This window comes from Bradyrhizobium sp. WYCCWR 12699, from assembly GCF_032144035.1.
Classification (GTDB): Bacteria; Pseudomonadota; Alphaproteobacteria; order Rhizobiales; family Xanthobacteraceae; genus Bradyrhizobium.
In genome coordinates this window covers 210,852-226,356 of record NZ_JAVTJN010000039.1, presented here as the reverse complement: position 1 = coordinate 226,356, position 15,505 = coordinate 210,852, and the positions used below count along the sequence as shown (strand labels likewise).

The 15,505-nt window shown below is 64.3% G+C and carries 17 protein-coding genes and 1 tRNA gene; 14 read left to right on the top strand and 4 right to left on the bottom strand.

The window, feature by feature from the left end:
• Nucleotides 1-36: 36 nt before the first annotated feature.
• Genes RPS27_RS31910 through RPS27_RS31900 form a run of 3 tightly spaced genes read left to right on the top strand, consistent with a single transcriptional unit; the run spans nucleotide 37 to nucleotide 3,246 of the window.
• The gene (locus RPS27_RS31910; protein WP_212068315.1) at nucleotides 37-795 is read left to right on the top strand and encodes a M15 family metallopeptidase; all 759 of its coding nucleotides are present in this window, start codon (nucleotides 37-39) and stop codon (nucleotides 793-795) included.
• A 19-nt stretch (nucleotides 796-814) separates the two neighbouring features.
• Nucleotides 815-2,458, top strand: coding sequence for an isovaleryl-CoA dehydrogenase (locus tag RPS27_RS31905; protein ID WP_313754930.1), 1,644 nt, complete (start codon nucleotides 815-817; stop codon nucleotides 2,456-2,458).
• Between the two features lie 23 nt (nucleotides 2,459-2,481).
• On the top strand, nucleotides 2,482-3,246 hold the full coding sequence (locus RPS27_RS31900; protein ID WP_211416697.1) for a CPBP family intramembrane glutamic endopeptidase: 765 nt from the start codon (nucleotides 2,482-2,484) through the stop codon (nucleotides 3,244-3,246).
• On the opposite strand, the gene RPS27_RS31895 is transcribed toward RPS27_RS31900, so the two are convergent.
• Together RPS27_RS31895 and ruvX are read right to left on the bottom strand one after the other, a co-directional pair.
• The gene (locus tag RPS27_RS31895; RefSeq protein WP_212068313.1) at nucleotides 3,243-4,166 is read right to left on the bottom strand and encodes an AEC family transporter; all 924 of its coding nucleotides are present in this window, start codon (nucleotides 4,164-4,166) and stop codon (nucleotides 3,243-3,245) included. The two genes, RPS27_RS31900 and RPS27_RS31895, sit on opposite strands and share 4 nt — an antisense overlap.
• A 3-nt stretch (nucleotides 4,167-4,169) precedes the next feature.
• On the bottom strand, nucleotides 4,170-4,655 hold the full coding sequence (gene ruvX / locus RPS27_RS31890; protein WP_212068312.1) for a Holliday junction resolvase RuvX: 486 nt from the start codon (nucleotides 4,653-4,655) through the stop codon (nucleotides 4,170-4,172).
• Between the two features lie 45 nt (nucleotides 4,656-4,700).
• Between ruvX and RPS27_RS31885 the strand changes: the two genes are divergently transcribed.
• Nucleotides 4,701-4,916 (top strand): hypothetical protein, encoded by a 216-nt coding sequence (locus RPS27_RS31885; protein ID WP_212068311.1) that lies wholly within the window; start codon nucleotides 4,701-4,703, stop codon nucleotides 4,914-4,916.
• Here RPS27_RS31885 and RPS27_RS31880 read toward each other — a convergent pair.
• Nucleotides 4,903-5,793, bottom strand: coding sequence for a LysR family transcriptional regulator (locus tag RPS27_RS31880; protein WP_285812316.1), 891 nt, complete (start codon nucleotides 5,791-5,793; stop codon nucleotides 4,903-4,905). The two genes, RPS27_RS31885 and RPS27_RS31880, sit on opposite strands and share 14 nt — an antisense overlap.
• Nucleotides 5,794-5,888: 95 nt before the next feature.
• Here RPS27_RS31880 and RPS27_RS31875 point away from each other — a divergent pair, with 95 nt between their 5' ends.
• From RPS27_RS31875 to RPS27_RS31835, 9 genes are all read left to right on the top strand, one after another.
• Entirely contained in the window at nucleotides 5,889-6,923 is a 1,035-nt protein-coding gene (locus RPS27_RS31875; RefSeq protein WP_212068309.1) for an NAD(P)H-dependent flavin oxidoreductase, read from the top strand.
• 114 nt (nucleotides 6,924-7,037) lie between these two features.
• Entirely contained in the window at nucleotides 7,038-8,114 is a 1,077-nt protein-coding gene (locus RPS27_RS31870) for a nitronate monooxygenase family protein (protein ID WP_212068308.1), read from the top strand.
• A 76-nt stretch (nucleotides 8,115-8,190) separates the two neighbouring features.
• Nucleotides 8,191-8,478 (top strand): Asp-tRNA(Asn)/Glu-tRNA(Gln) amidotransferase subunit GatC, encoded by a 288-nt coding sequence (gene gatC / locus RPS27_RS31865; protein WP_025036738.1) that lies wholly within the window; start codon nucleotides 8,191-8,193, stop codon nucleotides 8,476-8,478.
• A gap of 18 nt (nucleotides 8,479-8,496) precedes the next feature.
• Nucleotides 8,497-8,709, top strand: coding sequence for a hypothetical protein (locus tag RPS27_RS31860; RefSeq protein ID WP_018321091.1), 213 nt, complete (start codon nucleotides 8,497-8,499; stop codon nucleotides 8,707-8,709).
• On the top strand, nucleotides 8,706-10,181 hold the full coding sequence (gene gatA, locus RPS27_RS31855; RefSeq protein ID WP_212068307.1) for an Asp-tRNA(Asn)/Glu-tRNA(Gln) amidotransferase subunit GatA: 1,476 nt from the start codon (nucleotides 8,706-8,708) through the stop codon (nucleotides 10,179-10,181). Before RPS27_RS31860 ends, gatA begins: the two co-directional genes overlap by 4 nt.
• The gene (locus tag RPS27_RS31850) at nucleotides 10,172-10,474 is read left to right on the top strand and encodes a hypothetical protein (RefSeq protein WP_211416703.1); all 303 of its coding nucleotides are present in this window, start codon (nucleotides 10,172-10,174) and stop codon (nucleotides 10,472-10,474) included. Before gatA ends, RPS27_RS31850 begins: the two co-directional genes overlap by 10 nt.
• Entirely contained in the window at nucleotides 10,471-11,949 is a 1,479-nt protein-coding gene (gene gatB / locus RPS27_RS31845) for an Asp-tRNA(Asn)/Glu-tRNA(Gln) amidotransferase subunit GatB (RefSeq protein WP_212068306.1), read from the top strand. Before RPS27_RS31850 ends, gatB begins: the two co-directional genes overlap by 4 nt.
• 1,610 nt (nucleotides 11,950-13,559) lie before the next feature.
• Nucleotides 13,560-13,826: a hypothetical protein gene (locus RPS27_RS31840; RefSeq protein WP_212068305.1), complete on the top strand. Its 267-nt coding sequence runs from the start codon at nucleotides 13,560-13,562 to the stop codon at nucleotides 13,824-13,826.
• A gap of 95 nt (nucleotides 13,827-13,921) precedes the next feature.
• The gene (locus RPS27_RS31835) at nucleotides 13,922-14,131 is read left to right on the top strand and encodes a hypothetical protein (RefSeq protein ID WP_194407711.1); all 210 of its coding nucleotides are present in this window, start codon (nucleotides 13,922-13,924) and stop codon (nucleotides 14,129-14,131) included.
• Between the two features lie 180 nt (nucleotides 14,132-14,311).
• On the opposite strand, the gene RPS27_RS31830 is transcribed toward RPS27_RS31835, so the two are convergent.
• A tRNA-Ser gene (locus tag RPS27_RS31830) sits at nucleotides 14,312-14,404 on the bottom strand.
• Nucleotides 14,405-15,287: 883 nt separating this feature from the next.
• Here RPS27_RS31830 and RPS27_RS31825 point away from each other — a divergent pair.
• Nucleotides 15,288-15,505, top strand: a 218-nt coding sequence (locus RPS27_RS31825) for a porin (RefSeq protein WP_198293747.1), incomplete at its 3' end; no start/stop codon positions are given.

Genomic DNA, 15,505 nt, shown 5'->3' with positions numbered 1-15,505 from the left:
GTGGATGGCCGGGACAAGCCCGGCCATGACGTGTGGATGGATATTGTGAAATCAGTTCGAATTGCGATCGTCGTTGTCTTTGCTGCCTCATCCGCCCACGCCCAATCGCTCCCCGGCGATTTCGTTTATTTGCGCGACATCGACCCCAGCATCATCCAGGACATCCGCTACGCTACATCCAACAATTTCGTTGGCCGTCCGCTCGCCGGCTACAATGCGGGTGAATGCGTGGTGAAGCGCGAAGTCGGGCTGCGGCTGAAGGCGGTGCAGCAGGAGCTCGCCGCGCAAAATCTCTCGCTCAAGATGTTCGACTGCTACCGGCCGGCGCGGGCCTCGCTCGACATGGTCAAGTGGTCGCAGAACGGTCACGAGACCGCCGCCGAGCGGCGCTACAATCCGAAGATCCCGAAGACCGAGCTGTTCCGCCTCGGCTACATCGCCAGCCGCTCGCAGCATTCCACCGGTGCGGCGCTCGATTTGACCTTGGTCGATCTGAAAGCCGACAACTCCGCCAAATACGACCCATCAAGGACCTATGCCGATTGCACCGCACCGGTCGAAGCGCGCGCCCCCGAAGGCAGTGTCGACATGGGGACCGGCTACGACTGTACCGACACGAAGGGCCATACTGCGGCACTATCGATCACGCCGGAGCAGCGCAGCTGGCGCAAGCGGCTAGTGGCTGCGATGGCCAGGCAAGGCTTTGTGAACTATTCGAAGGAGTGGTGGCATTTTTCCCTGCCGGGGGCCGGTGGAGCGGCCTATGATTTCCCGATCCAGCCGCGGCGGAACTGATTCCGCGCCGAGGAACCTAATGACGCAGCCGAGCTTTGCGACCCACGAGGTCTTCAATCAGTCACCGCCGTTCGAGGAAATCGACCTGTTCACGGTGGACCGGCCGCTGGTCGATGCGGTGAAGGCCAATGGCGGTGCGGCGGCGGAACGCGAGCTCTCTGCATTCGGCAAGCAATGGGGCTCGGCGGCGATGGCCGATCGCGGGCGCCTCGCAAACGAGAACACGCCGAAGCTGCGCACCTTCGACGCAAAAGGCAATCGCCGCGACCAGGTCGAGTTTCACCCGGCCTATCACGAGCTGATGGCGCACAGCGCGCATGCCGGCGTGCACAATTCGACATGGACGGCGGACGGAAAGCCCGCGGGCGAGGCCGCTGAAGTCATTCGTGCGGCCAAATTCTACATGGCCGCGCAGGTCGAGACCGGCCATCTCTGCCCGATCACGATGACGCGCGCTTCGGTCGGTGCGCTGGCGATGCAGCCGGATCTGCTGGCGCGCTTGATGCCGGTGCTGTCGACCAGGAGTTACGACCCGAGCTTTGCACCGTGGTGGCAGAAGCGCGGCATGACGCTCGGTATGGGCATGACCGAGAAGCAGGGCGGCACCGACGTGCGATCCAACATGACGCGCGCGGTGCGCGAGGGCGATGCCTATCGCATCACCGGCCATAAATGGTTCATGTCGGCGCCGATGTGCGATGCCTTCCTGGTGCTGGCGCAGGCCGGGCAGGGGCTGACCTGCTTCTTCATGCCGCGCTTTGCACCCGACGGTTCCGTGAATGCGATCCAGTTCCAGCGGCTGAAGGAGAAGCTCGGCAACCGCTCCAATGCGTCGTCCGAAGTCGAATTCGTCGGCGCCTATGCGCAAGCGGTTGGCGAGGAGGGCAAGGGCATCCGGACCATCATCCAGATGGTGCAGCTGACGCGGCAGGATTGCGCGATCGCCTCCGTCGGCCTGATGCGCTCGGGGCTGGCGCATGCGCTGCATCACGCCCGTCACCGCAGCGTGTTCCAGAACCATCTGGCCGATCAGCCCCTGATGCAGGCCGTGCTGTCGGACATGGCGCTGCATGTCGAGGCGAGCACGGCGCTGATCATGCGACTCTGCCGCGCCTTCGACCGCACGCCGCACGATGCGGCGGAGGCGGCCTATATGCGGCTGCTCACCCCGGCGATCAAATATTGGACCTGCAAGAGCGCGCCGCCGTTCCTCTATGAGGCCATGGAGTGCCTCGGCGGCAATGGCTATGTCGAGGACGGCATTCTGGCGCGGCACTACAGGGAGTCGCCGGTCAATGCGATCTGGGAAGGCTCGGGCAACGTGATGTGCCTCGACGTGCTCCGCGCACTCTCGCGCGAGCCGGAGGCGGCGACGGCCGTGCTGCAATCGTTGGCGGCCGAGACGAAGGGTTTGCCGGGGGCGGGGGATACGGTCGGCTTCATCGGCAAGACCTTCCGCCGCGCCGATGGCGAACGCATGGCGCGGCTTGCCGTCGAGAAGCTGGCGCTGCTAGCCGCGGCTGCGGCGCTGAACGGCGTGTCGCCGCGCCATGCCGAATTGTTCGCGGCGACGCGGCTCGCCACTAACCACGCCAGCATGTACGGCGCGGTCGAACTGGAGAGCGGCGAGGTGCGCGCGCTGCTGGAGCGGGCGCTGCCGTGAGTCTTCCAAACGAAAGCGTCCCGATGGATTCCCTTGATCCCGATCGCCCGCCGCTGACCGTGGCGCCAGCGACGCCACGCGTCTGGAAGTTCTGGGGCACGGCCCTGTGGGGCCTCTTCATCTTCGTCGCGATGTTCGTCGGGCAGATCGGCGCCGTCGTCCTGCTGGTGGCGCAGCGTGGTCTGCCCATGGACTTCGCCTCGCTCCAGCTCGTCGGCCACGAGCCCCAGACGCTTGCGCTCTCGGTCGTCATGGGCCTGCCGGCGACGCTTCTGGCAGTGTGGCTCGCCATCGCCATCAAGAAGGCTTCCTTCATCGATTATCTCGCCCTGCACTGGCCGTCCTGGAAGCAGCTCCTGTTCGGCGCTGTCGGCCTCATCCTGATCGTGGTGGTCTGGGAGACGATGTCGCGCGCGCTCGGCCGCGAGGCGACGCCGGGCTTCATGACCGATCTGCTGAAATCCGGCCGCGACAAGGGCGCGGCGCTGTTGCTTCTGTTCGCCTTTAGCGTGGCCGCCCCGATGTCCGAAGAGATCCTGGCGCGCGGCTTCCTCTATCGCGGCTGGTCGGCGAGCTTCCTGCGGGTGCCGGGCGCGATCCTGCTGTCGTCCCTGGTGTGGACCATCGTTCACCTGCAATACGACATGTACTTCCTCGCCGAAGTCTTCACCATCGGTCTGTGGTTCGGCTACATGCGCTATCGCGCGAATTCGCTCTGGCTCACCATCGTGCTGCACGCGCTGAACAATCTGACCGCGGTGGTGCTGACGATGTGGCTGGGGAGTTAGGCCGCCAGCGCGATCGCGATCGGCATCGTGATCGCGGCCAGGATCGTCTGCAGCGTGATGATCTGCGCCAGCAGCGGCGCGTCGCCGCCCATCTGGCGTGCCAGGACATAGGCGCTCGACGAGGTCGGCACCGCCGAGCAGATCGCGACGATCGCCAGGCTTTCGCCCGACAGTCCGAACCAGACGGCGAGAGCGAGGGCAATTGCCGGCATCAGCACCAGCTTGAAGACGACGCCGAGCGCAGCGCCGACGCTCGGCCGCAGCAGGCCTTCGAGATGCAGCCCGGCGCCGGTGACGAGCAGGCCGATCGCGAGCGAGGAGCGGCTGAGCGCGTCGGCCACCTCATGCCAGAGCTTTGGCAGCGGCAAATGGGTGACATTGATGAAGAGCCCGATCGCGCAGGCCCAGATCAGGGGATTGCGAACCACCGTCATGACGATGGTGCGGCCGGATTGCTTTTCGGGCGCTGCGTAATGGGCGAGCACGGCGACGCTGAACACGTTGACGAGCGGGATGATGGCGACCATGGCGACCGAAGCGAGCGCCAGCCCGACATCGCCGAACATGTTGGCGCAGACGGACAGTCCCACGAAGGTCTGCCAGCGGGTCGCACCCTGGAAGATCGAGGTGAAGGCGGGGCCGTCGATCTCGAGCCGCGCCAGGGCAGGGCGGAGCGCGAGGCAGAGCAGCGACATTGCCAGCGCCGACAGCAGCAGCGCGCCGCCGACGCCGGCGACCGGCACTTTGGAGAGGTCGGCCTTCACCAGCGTCTGGATCAGCAGCATCGGAAACAGCACGAAATAGGTCAGCCGCTCCAGCCCGTGCCATTGCGTGTCGAGCCGCATCAGGCTGCGCTTCAGCACGACGCCGAGTACGATGAGGATGAAGACCGGCAGCAGCGCCGCGATGACGACGACCATCGGTCAGGCGGTCCTTGGACCGACATTGGCGAGACGGTCAAGCGCACCTTGCAGGATGAAGATTGCGGCGTGTTCGTCGATCACCTCGGCACGCTTGGCGCGGCTGACGTCCATGCCGATCAGCTCACGCTCGACCGCAGCGGTCGAGAGGCGCTCGTCCCACAGGCCGATGGGGAGGGCGGTCAGACCGGCAAGATTGCGGGCGAAGGCGCGGGTGGATTGCGCGCGCGGGCCCTCGCTGCCGTCCATGTTGATGGGAAGGCCGAGCACAAAACCAACCACCCTGCGCTCCGCCGCAATCGACAGCAGCCGGGCGGCGTCCTGCTTGAATTGCTTGCGCTTGATCGTCTCGACGCCGGTCGCAAGCCGCCGGTCCGGGTCGGACACGGCAACGCCGATGGTCTTGGTGCCGAGATCGAGCCCGACCAGCGCGCCGCGCGCGGGCCAGTGGGTTGCAGCGTCGACGAGAGGCAGGATAAGAGCCGGCATGTGTAGCGCATATCACGCGTTGCGCCGCGGAGTGAACCCGGAACAATGGATGCGCTGACATTATTCGGCCTGTTCGCCGTCACAGCGATGCTGGTCACTTACGCCATGGAAGACCGCAGCCATTGGTTCGTGCTACTGTTCGCCGCGTCCTGCGCGCTCGGCTCGGCCTACGGCTTTCTCCAGGGCGCCTGGCCGTTCGGTCTCGTCGAAGCGATCTGGTCCATCGTGGCGCTGCGGCGATGGCACCTCAGGCCGCGATGACCTCCTCGTCGGTCTTCAGGCAAGCGGCAAAGCCGCTCAGCGCGCTGGCTTGATGTCCGGCGCTCCGCTGGATGAAGAGCGTCTCGACGCGCGCATGCGCGGCGCTGAGCGTGTGGATCGAGACGTTGCCGTTCATGGCGCTGCGTTCGACCACCGCACGCGGCAGCAATGTCACGCCCATGTCGGCGGCGACGCATCCGATCATGCCGTCGAGCGTGCCGAGCTCGAAGCGCGCGGCCGAAGGCCAACCGTAATCGACGAAGATCTGCTCGAGCCGTTGGCGATAGGTGCAGCCGGTGCGGAACACCAATGCGGTCGGGCCGGATTCCGGCGTGCCGGCGCGCAGCTCGGCGAGCGAAGCCCAGCGCCGCGCGCTGACCAGCACCAGCTCCTCGCGAAAAGCGCTCGTTGCGGTGAGGTCGGCATGCGCGATGGGGCCCGCGACAAAAGCGCCGTCGAGCGCGCCTTCGAGCACGGCTGCGACCAAATCGGCCGTGGGGGCGGTGCGCAAGGAGAGCCGCACGGCGGGAAAGCGGCGATGGAAATCGGCGAGCAGGGGCGGCAGTCGCACCGCTGCAGTCGTTTCCATCGAGCCGATTGCAAGTGGTCCCTTGGGTTCGCCATCGTCGCGCGCGGCAAGCACGGCCTCGTGCGACAGCGCAGCCATCCGCTCTGCATAGGGCAGGAGGCGCTTGCCGGCGCCGGTCAGCGTCATGCCCCGGCTATGGCGTTCGAACAGCGCCGTGCCGATCTCCGCCTCCAGTGCCTTGACGCGCTGGGTGACGTTGGATTGCACGGTATTCAGCTCCTGCGCGGCGCGGGTGATACCGCCGGTGCGGGCCACAATCGCGAAGGTCTGGAGATCGCTGAGTTCCATGGTCCGTTTCTCTTTTGAGATGGCAGCGTTCTGTAGAATTCAATTTTGAAGAATGTTATTTGCGCCTAGTCTTCCTGTCCAGAGTGGGAGGACCCATGCCTATTGCCACGCCGCTGACGGAGCTTCTCGGGATCAGGCATCCGATCCTGTTGGCTCCCATGGATACGATCGCGGGCAGTCGGCTGACCCGTGCCGTCAGCGAGGCTGGCGGCTTCGGCATCCTGGGTGGTGGATACGGCGACCCCGTCCGGCTTCGGACGGAAGCGGCAGAGCTGAAGGGCTCTGCGCCGTTCGCGATCGGCTTCATCACCTGGAGCCTGGCCAAGCGGCCCGAGCTGCTCGACATCGCGCTCGACGCTGGTCCTCAGGCCATCATGCTGTCATTCGGCGATCCCGCGCCGTTCGCGCCGCGCGTTGCGGCGAGCGGTGCCCGGCTGATCTGCCAGGTGCAGAGCGAGGACATGGCCAGGCAGGCGCTCGATGCCGGCGCGGAGATCCTGATCGCACAGGGGACGGAGGCGGGCGGCCATGGCGCATCGCGTACCACGGTCGACATAGTGCCTGCGATCGTCGATCTCGCGGCCGGACGGGTGCCCGTCGTCGCGGCCGGCGGGATCGCCGACGGAAGGGGCCTCGCCGCCATGATGATGCTGGGCGCATCCGGCGTGCTGATCGGCACGCGTTTCTATGCGAGCGTGGAGGCCAATGGCGCGCAGGAGGCCAAGGAACGCATTTGCATGGCGACCGGCAACGACACGGTGCGCGGCGTCGTCGTTGACTGGTCGCGAAGCCTGTTCTGGCCAGCCCCGTTCACGGCACGAACGCTGGTCAACGATCACATCAGGCGCTGGACCGGCCGCGAGGTCGAGCTGATGCAGCGCGCAGGGGAGGTCGCTGCGGAATATGCTGCGGCAAAAGCCGCGGGTAATTTCGAGGTTGCCGCAGTCTTTGCCGGCGAGGCAGTCGGGCTGATCCATGATATCCCGCCCGCCGCCGAGATCGTCGAACGCATTGCGACCGAAGCGGAGCAACTGCTGGAAGGAAGACGCAATTCGAGTGCCTTTCCTTCTCCCCTTGTGGGAGAAGGTGGCGCGCAGCGCCGGATGAGGGGTTCTATCCGCGGAGAATAAAGTCAAATCCGAGAAGTTTGCTTCCGCGGATGCAAACCCCTCACCCGTCTCGCCGCTATGCGGCGAGCCACCCTCTCCCACAAGGGGAGAGGGTCAGAACGAGAGAGCAAACCCATGTGGCCTGACCGTCGACTGATCGACCTCTTCAAGACCGAATTTCCGATCGTGCTGGCGCCGATGGCCGGCGTGATGGATGCGGAGCTCGTGATTGCGGCGGCGCGGGGCGGCGCGCTGGGCTCTTTGCCGTGCGCGATGCTGTCGCCGGAGAAAATCCGCGAGCAGGTCGCCACCATCCGCAAGGGCTTGACGGCGCCTGTCAATCTGAACTTCTTCTGCCACACGCCGGTCGAACTCACGCAAGAGGCGGAGGCGCGCTGGAAGCAGCGCCTTGCAGACTACTACCGGCAACATGGCCTCGACCCGGCAGCGCCGGTCAACGCGGCCAACCGGGCACCGTTCGATGAGGCGATGTGCGCGGTCGTGGAAGAGCTGAAGCCGGAGGTCGTCAGCTTCCATTTTGGTCTGCCGGAGAAGGCGCTGCTCGACCGGGTCAGAGCGGCCGGATGTCTCGTGATTGCGTCGGCCACCACGGTGAAGGAGGCCGTCTGGCTCGATCAACGCGGTGTCGATGCCGTGATCGCGCAAGGCGCGGAGGCCGGCGGCCATCGCGGCATGTTCCTGACCGACAAGATCGCGGAGCAACCCGGCAATCTTGCGTTGGTGCCGCAGATCGTCGACGCCGTGAAGGTGCCCGTCATTGCCGCCGGCGGCATCGCGGACGGACGCGGCATCGCCGCGGCCTTCGCGCTCGGCGCCTCCGGCGTGCAGATCGGCAGCGCTTATTTGCGCTGTCCGGAATCCAAGGTGACCGCGGCGGGGCGCGCCGCACTGGCCGAAGGACGCGACGATTCCACCGTCATCACCAATGTCATGACGGGGCGGCCGGCGCGCGGCGTCCAGAATCGGCTGATGCGCGAAGCGGGCCCGATCTCGGCGGATGCGCCGCCGTTCCCCCACGCCGCGACGGCCTTGGCGCCGCTCAAGGCGGCAGCCGAGAAGCAGGGCCGCCCGGATTTCACCAATCTCTGGGCTGGACAGGCGATCGCCATGGGCCGGGAGCTTCCCGCGGCCGAATTGACCCGGGATCTCGCCAAATCGGCGCTGGCCCGCATGAAAGCGCTGGCCGGCTAAGCCCGCCGGCCGGTTGCGGCGCAAAAGCGGCCTCTGCTATACGGCACATAGGTTTTGCCGTGAGAGGCCTTATATAATGTCCGTCGACGCCGCTACCGTCCGCCGCATCGCGCATCTGGCGCGCATTGCGGTTTCCGAGGACGAGGTTCCGCATCTGCAGGGCGAGCTCAACGCCATGCTCGCCTTCGTCGAGCAGCTCTCGGAGGTCAATGTCGAGGGTGTGGAGCCCATGACCTCGGTCACCCCGATGCAGATGAAGAAGCGGCAGGACGTGGTCGATGACGGCGGGATCGCCGACGATATCGTTGCCAACGCGCCCGCGACCGAGGGGCACTTCTTCTTGGTGCCGAAGGTGGTTGAATAGTTCTCAGGACCAAGTCCGATGTGTCTGCTTTGCGACGATGAGAAGGCCTATCAGGCCTATATGAATTACCTCGACAAGATGGAGCGGCAGGGCAAGGCTGCCGACCCCAATGTCGCCGTCAATGCCGTGCTCGACGAGATCGAGGCGGCCGCGAACGCCGCCGCCAAGAAAGACGACCCGGCCAACGACAAGACCCTGTCTCCGTTCTTCTGCAGCCCGATCAATAAATGACCGATTTGACATCACTGACGCTCGCCGAGGCCCGCAAGGGTCTCGCCGACAAGACTTTCACGTCCCTCGAGCTGACCGACGCGCATCTGAACGCGATCGAAGCCGCGCGCGTGCTCAACGCCTTCGTGATGGAGACGCCGGACCAGGCGCGCAGCATGGCGAAGGCCGCAGACCAGAAGATCGCCAAGGGCGACGTCGGCCCGCTCGCCGGCATCCCGCTCGGCATCAAGGATCTGTTCGCGACCAAGGGCGTGCGCACCACGGCGTGCTCGAAGATTCTCGGCAATTTCGTGCCGACCTATGAGTCCACGGTGACCTCGCAGCTCTGGCGCGACGGCGCCGTGATGCTCGGCAAGCTCAACAATGACGAGTTCGCGATGGGCTCGGCCAACGAGACCTCGTGCTTCGGTCCCGTCGGCAATCCCTGGCGGCGCGAGGGCAGCAACACCACGCTGGTGCCGGGCGGCTCGTCCGGCGGCTCGGCCTCGGCCGTGGCGGCGCTCTTGTGCATGGGCGCGACCGCGACCGACACCGGCGGCTCGATCCGTCAGCCGGCGGCATTCACCGCGACCGTCGGCATCAAGCCGACCTATGGCCGCTGCTCGCGCTGGGGCATCGTCGCCTTTGCCTCCTCGCTGGACCAGGCAGGTCCCATCGCGCGCAGCGTGCGCGATGCTGCGATGCTGCTCCGCTCGATGGCCGGCCACGATCCGAAGGACACGACCTCGGTCGACATTGCCGTGCCGGATTACGAGGCCGCGATCGGCAAGTCGGTGAAGGGCATGAAGATCGGCATTCCCAAGGAGTATCGCCTCGACGGCATGCCGGCCGAGATCGAGAAGCTCTGGACCGAGGGCGCGGCGTGGCTGAAGGCCGCCGGCGCGGAACTCGTCGAGGTGTCGCTGCCTCACACCAAATACGCACTGCCGGCCTATTACATCGTGGCGCCGGCGGAGGCGTCCTCCAACCTCGCGCGCTACGACGGCGTCCGCTACGGCCTGCGCGAGCAGGGCAAGACCATCAACGAGCTCTACGAGAACACCCGCGCGGAAGGGTTTGGCGCGGAAGTGCGCCGTCGCGTCATGATCGGCACCTATGTGCTCTCGGCCGGCTATTACGACGCCTATTATTTGCGCGCCCAGAAGGTACGCACGCTGATCAAGAAGGACTTTGAGGATTGCTTCGCCAAGGGCGTCGACGCGATCCTCACTCCGGCGACCCCGTCGGCCGCCTTCGGCATCGGCGAGAAGGGCGGTGCCGATCCGGTCGAGATGTATCTCAACGACATCTTCACGGTGACCGTGAACATGGCGGGCCTGCCCGGCATCGCCGTTCCCGCAGGCAAGGACGCGCAAGGCCTGCCGCTCGGCCTGCAACTGATCGGCCGTCCCTTCGATGAGGAGACGCTGTTCTCGCTCGGCGAGGTGATCGAGCAGGCCGCCGGCCGCTTCACGCCGACGAGGTGGTGGTGAATGTCGCTGGATTCATCGCGAGCCTCGACGGCGCGGCGCCTGCGCCGGATCTGAACGCGCCGCTCAGAGGTCTGTGGTGGGCCGCCAAGGGCGACTGGGACGAGGCCCACAAGATCGTTCAGGATGACCAGGGCCGCGACGCCGCCTGGGTGCACGCTTACTTGCACCGCATCGAAGGCGATCTCGGCAATGCCGGCTATTGGTACCGCCAGGCCGGCCGGCCGACGGCAAAGGATTCATTGGAAGCGGAGTGGGAGCGGATCGCCACCACGCTGCTCGGGAGCACAACATGAGTACGGCCACGCACAAACTTCTCAAAGGCGCAACCGGCGACTGGGAGATGGTCATCGGCATCGAGATCCACGCCCAGGTGACCTCGAACGCAAAATTGTTCTCGGGCGCGTCGACGGCGTTCGGCGGCGAGCCGAATAGCCAGGTGTCGCTGGTGGATGTCGCGATGCCGGGCATGCTGCCCGTCATCAACGAGGAATGTGTCAGACAGGCTGTCCGGAGCGGGCTCGGCCTCAACGCGAAGATCAATCTGCGTTCGGTGTTCGACCGAAAGAACTATTTCTATCCCGACCTGCCGCAGGGCTACCAGATCAGCCAGTACGCCTCGCCGATCGTGGGTGAGGGCGAGGTGATCGTCGATCTCGACGGCGGCAAGACCACCACCATCGGTATCGAGCGGCTGCATCTGGAGCAGGATCCCGGCAAGATGCTGCACGACCGGTCGCCGTCGCTCTCCTACATCGATTTCAACCGCTGCGGCGTGGCCCTGATGGAGATTGTCTCGAAACCGGACATCCGCGACGCCGAGCAGGCCAAGGCCTATGTAACCAAGCTGCGCTCGATCATGCGCTACCTCGGCACCTGCGACGGCGACATGGAGAAGGGATCCTTGCGCGCCGACGTCAATGTGTCCGTGCGCAAGCCCGGCGCGCCGCTCGGCACCCGCTGCGAGATCAAGAACATGAACTCGATCACCTTCATCGGCCAGGCGATCGAGTATGAAGCGCGTCGCCAGATCGAGATCCTGGAGGATGGTGGGCAGATCGAGCAGGAGACGCGCCGGTTCGACCCCAACAAGGGCGAGACGCGCTCGATGCGGTCGAAGGAAGAGGCGCATGACTACCGCTACTTCCCCGATCCCGATCTGTTGCCGCTGGAGTTCTCGCAAAGCTACGTCGATGAGCTGAAGGCCGAGCTGCCCGAGCTGCCGGACCAGAAGAAGACGCGCTTCGTCGCCGATTTCGGCCTGTCGGCCTATGATGCGAGCGTGCTGGTCGCCGAGCGTGAGAGCGCGGTGTTCTACGAGACCGTGCTGGACAGGCTCGGCAACCGCGCGCGCGACGGCAAGATGGCGGCGAACTGGGTGATCAACGAGCTGTTCGGCCGTCTCAACAAGGAAGGGCGGGATATTACGGGCTCTCCGGTGAGCGCCGAGCAACTGGCTGCGATCATCGACCTGATCGGCGAGGGCACGATCTCCGGAAAGATCGCCAAGGATCTTTTCGAGATCGTCTGGCAGGAAGGCGGCGATCCCCGCGCGCTGGTCGAAAGTCGCGGCATGAAGCAGGTCACGGACCTTTCGGCGATCGAAAAGGTTGTCGACGACATCATCGCGGCCAATCCCGACAAGGCCGCGCAGGTCAAGGACAAGCCGCAGTCGCTCGGCTGGTTCGTCGGCCAGGTGATGAAAGCTTCGGGCGGCAAAGCCAACCCGCAAAGCGTCAACGACCTGCTCAAGTCCAAGCTCGGCGTCTGATCTCACGCGCTCGAGCGAGGTGGCGGACGCGCTTCGTCACCTCGCTTCCGCTCTCGATGCGATGCTCGCGCGCATCCTCGGCGGCAAACTTCATCCCGATCAGCTGCGATGTGACGACCGAATCGCCGTCACGCGATTCGCGCAAAACGGCGCCTCGCACGCGCTTCGACGGGCGCTCGCGCCGTTAATCATGAAAATATTTTCGTTGCCAAAAGTCGCGACTCAGAGTCCGCGAAGCGCCTTCGCGAGGTGATCGCGCGATTGGCGGTGCATGTCATCGCGATGATCGTGCGCGATGCGCGCCTACAGAAAAATACTTGCTGCATAGTGTTTTTCTGCAATCGCATATGCCGCGAACATCGATGTTGCGAGCACTCTCTGCAGTCGATCGCACGCGTCGTGCAGTGCGCTTGCATCGCGCTCGCCAAGCGCACGCGCGTTGCGTCGTCAACACTTCTTTAAGCGAGACGCTGTTTTTTTCGTCGTGTTGGTGTATTCGGGATGAGTGCATTCGATCCCCGACTGCACGCAGCGATTAAAGCCATCTCACACATCGGAGGGCAACATGGCCAAGAAAGCGAAGAAGGCGAAGAAGGCGAAGAGCGCAGTGAAGAAGACTGCGAAGAAGACCCGCAAGGTCGCCAAGAAGAAGAAGTAACTTCGACTTCTGAATTTGCCGGCTCTAGCAGCCGGCACGTCATCAGCGCCTCCTGGAGGATCTGATCGACGATAGAGGGTGTCGGCGAGACATCAGGTCAACGGTCGGACCGTTCTCTTTGCGGTCCGGCAGAAGAAACGAGTTTTCTTCGTTCGGTGCGGCTCTCCGCAAGGAGCTCCGCAATTTCACAAGCGGCCTTCGGGCCATCGTGGAATCTGGTCCTGACGTGTTCGCCGACGCCCTCGTTCTCTTGAGGCCGGGGTATTGCCGGCAATCCTTTCCCAGACATTGCTGACCTGACCACGGCGCGATCGCGCTGTGCATGGCTGCGCCGCCTTGAGGCAGGCGCGGGCCGCCGATCGATCGCGCGCTGCCTGCGTGCCGCTTCTCCTGCAATGCCAGTATCGTCACCCGGCTCCGACCGGATCCGGTGCGCCGCACTCTCTCCTGGGACATTGCTGTCTCTGGAGTACCCGGTCGCCCCGGCCGCCGCCTTCGCTGAAGCGTCGGCGTCCCAAGACCGCGGCGAAGCCTTGGCGGGCCTGCGTCGCCGGTGACGCCAGCGAGGATGGACGCCACATCACGCGCACGACAGCGCGCGATGGTTATCGATGTCCCAAAATCCTGCGGTAAACAAAATCTGACGAATCGCAGAAGTGCCTGCAAATCAGGGATTTCTTGAAACCCCCGCGTCGGCGCGGCGCGGGCGCGTTTACGTCTGCTTCATCGCGATACTTAAACTGCCATTCAAATTTGCCCGCCATCATCGCCTCCAACAAGCCGGCAAACGGCAACAAGATTTGGACAACCAGACTTGGGCAACCAGACTTGGGCAACCAGACTTGGGGATGAGTTGAACAGTGCAAGATCCCGGGAAGGGTCATGCACATCAGAGTTGGACGGGAGCCGCGCTCGGGGGAACGAGGCGGCATAAGAACAAAGGGGATGCGTTATGTTTCAGGGTACTTTCGATCTGGAGACGGCAACGCCGATCGACACGAGCACGCTGTCGGACGTGCTGTTCGAGCGCGGCGTCTATTGGGCGAGCGGCCGCTCCGGCCTCGTCGATCTCGTCGCCGCGCATAAATGGTTCAACCTCGCCGCGCTGAAGGGCCGCAAGGACGCCGTGGCGCTGCGCCAGGAGGTTGCCGGGCAGATGTCGGAAGCCGAGATCTCGGTCGCACAGCGCGAGGCGAGGGCGTGGGTTTCGACCCACTGAATATAGAATCCCATCCACACCCGTGTTCGCACGGGTGGGCCTGGTTGCGCTGAATCAAGTTTTTCCGTCGTGCCGCCACATAAGACCCGGGCGGCATGAACGACCCCGACACCAATGGACGATGGCTGCCGATTCAGATCGCTCCCGATGAGTGCGAGCTGGAACTCGGCCGCCTGCACAAGACGGGGATTCTGCCCTGGTCGTTTCCGTGCCGGCGCAGGTCCGGCGTCTGGTTCAACGTCTGGGCCGACGAGGCCGTGCTGATCTCGCCCTCGCATTGGCGGATCTGGCGGTTCCACCGCTAGACGCGGACGCACACATATAAGGTCAGTGCGAATCGGCTCTGAGCGCAGCCGCGCCGATTCTTGCGGGTGATTCTTGCATGTGATTCTTGCGGGGTGATTCCTGCGCCAGGCTTTCGCTGCGGCCTCGCAATCGCTTTCAGGTGAAAGAACGCCCAGATCCTGACCGATTCTGCCGCTGGGTGGCGGAGAGGGAGGGATTCGAACCCTCGATACAGCTTGAGACCGTATGACGCTTTAGCAAAGCGTTGCCTTCAGCCACTCGGCCACCTCTCCGGTGCGAGCCTTATGCATCTAATTACTTGGGCCGGTCAATTTGGAAGCGTGTGTTTTCGCTCGAATATTCCCAGCGAATTTCGAAACAAGACGGGTTTGCGCCCGGGGCGGCAGCGTCACGTTGCGAGAATAGGTGCAGAGCTGGCGCCTCCGCCGCATTCCGAAAGACGATTCCGCGCATCAGAATGTCGGTGCGCGCGTAAGATATTGAATTGATTAAAGCAATTGGAGAGGCGGGGCAGGGAAGGCCTGTCGAGTGCCGAATCCCTCGGTCTTGGCTGACCGAGCTGGCCCTGATCCCGATATCGCTGCGCCATCCCCGGCGAGCCACACATATATAGAGCCGCCGCATATAGAGGCGCCGCAGCTCGGGTGCCCTCGGATTGTTGTGAGCGTCGCGAGCGGACGGCCAGTCGCCCCGGTTCGTGTTTCGCCTTTGAGTCTCAGCCGTGAGTCTCGGTCCGATTCTACGATTCGAGTTCAGCCGGAGCCGCAACAGCGCGGTGCCCGGCCGCCGCTGCCTCAGGTGAGGAGTTTTGGCGGCGAATGGAACCACTTCAAAAAGATAAGCAAAAACAATATGTTGCGAGAGCGATGCGATCACATCTGCGTGTTATTTGTGCAACACCCGTCGGAAAACAAGCTTCGTGGGCCCGTTTCGAAGCGTTCTCTTGTTGTGTGTGCAAGGACGTTCGGTAATTGTGACTGAGCGACGGAGGGGGGCATCCCGAGGTCGTCCCGTTTAGGTCATTCGCTTAAGTCCCTCGCGTTCATGCGGGTGTGTCCGAAGGCGCGAAGGGGGCCAAGGCGGTGATTTAGAGGGGGTTGGGGAATTGGCCGTCCGGTCAGTGACCTTCCCTGAAGAGCAACTTGGAGGTTTAACATGAAGTTGGTTAAGAGCCTTTTGCTCGGCTCAGCGGCGGGTCTGATCGCCGTGGGCGGAGCGCAGGCAGCCGATCTCCCCGTGAAGGCCAAGGCGGTCGAATACGTGAAGATCTGCTCGCTGTACGGCGCGGGTTTCTACTACATCCCGGGCACCGACACCTGCATCAAGCTGGGTGGTTATCTGCGCGCTGAAGTCGCGCTGAACACCAACTCGAG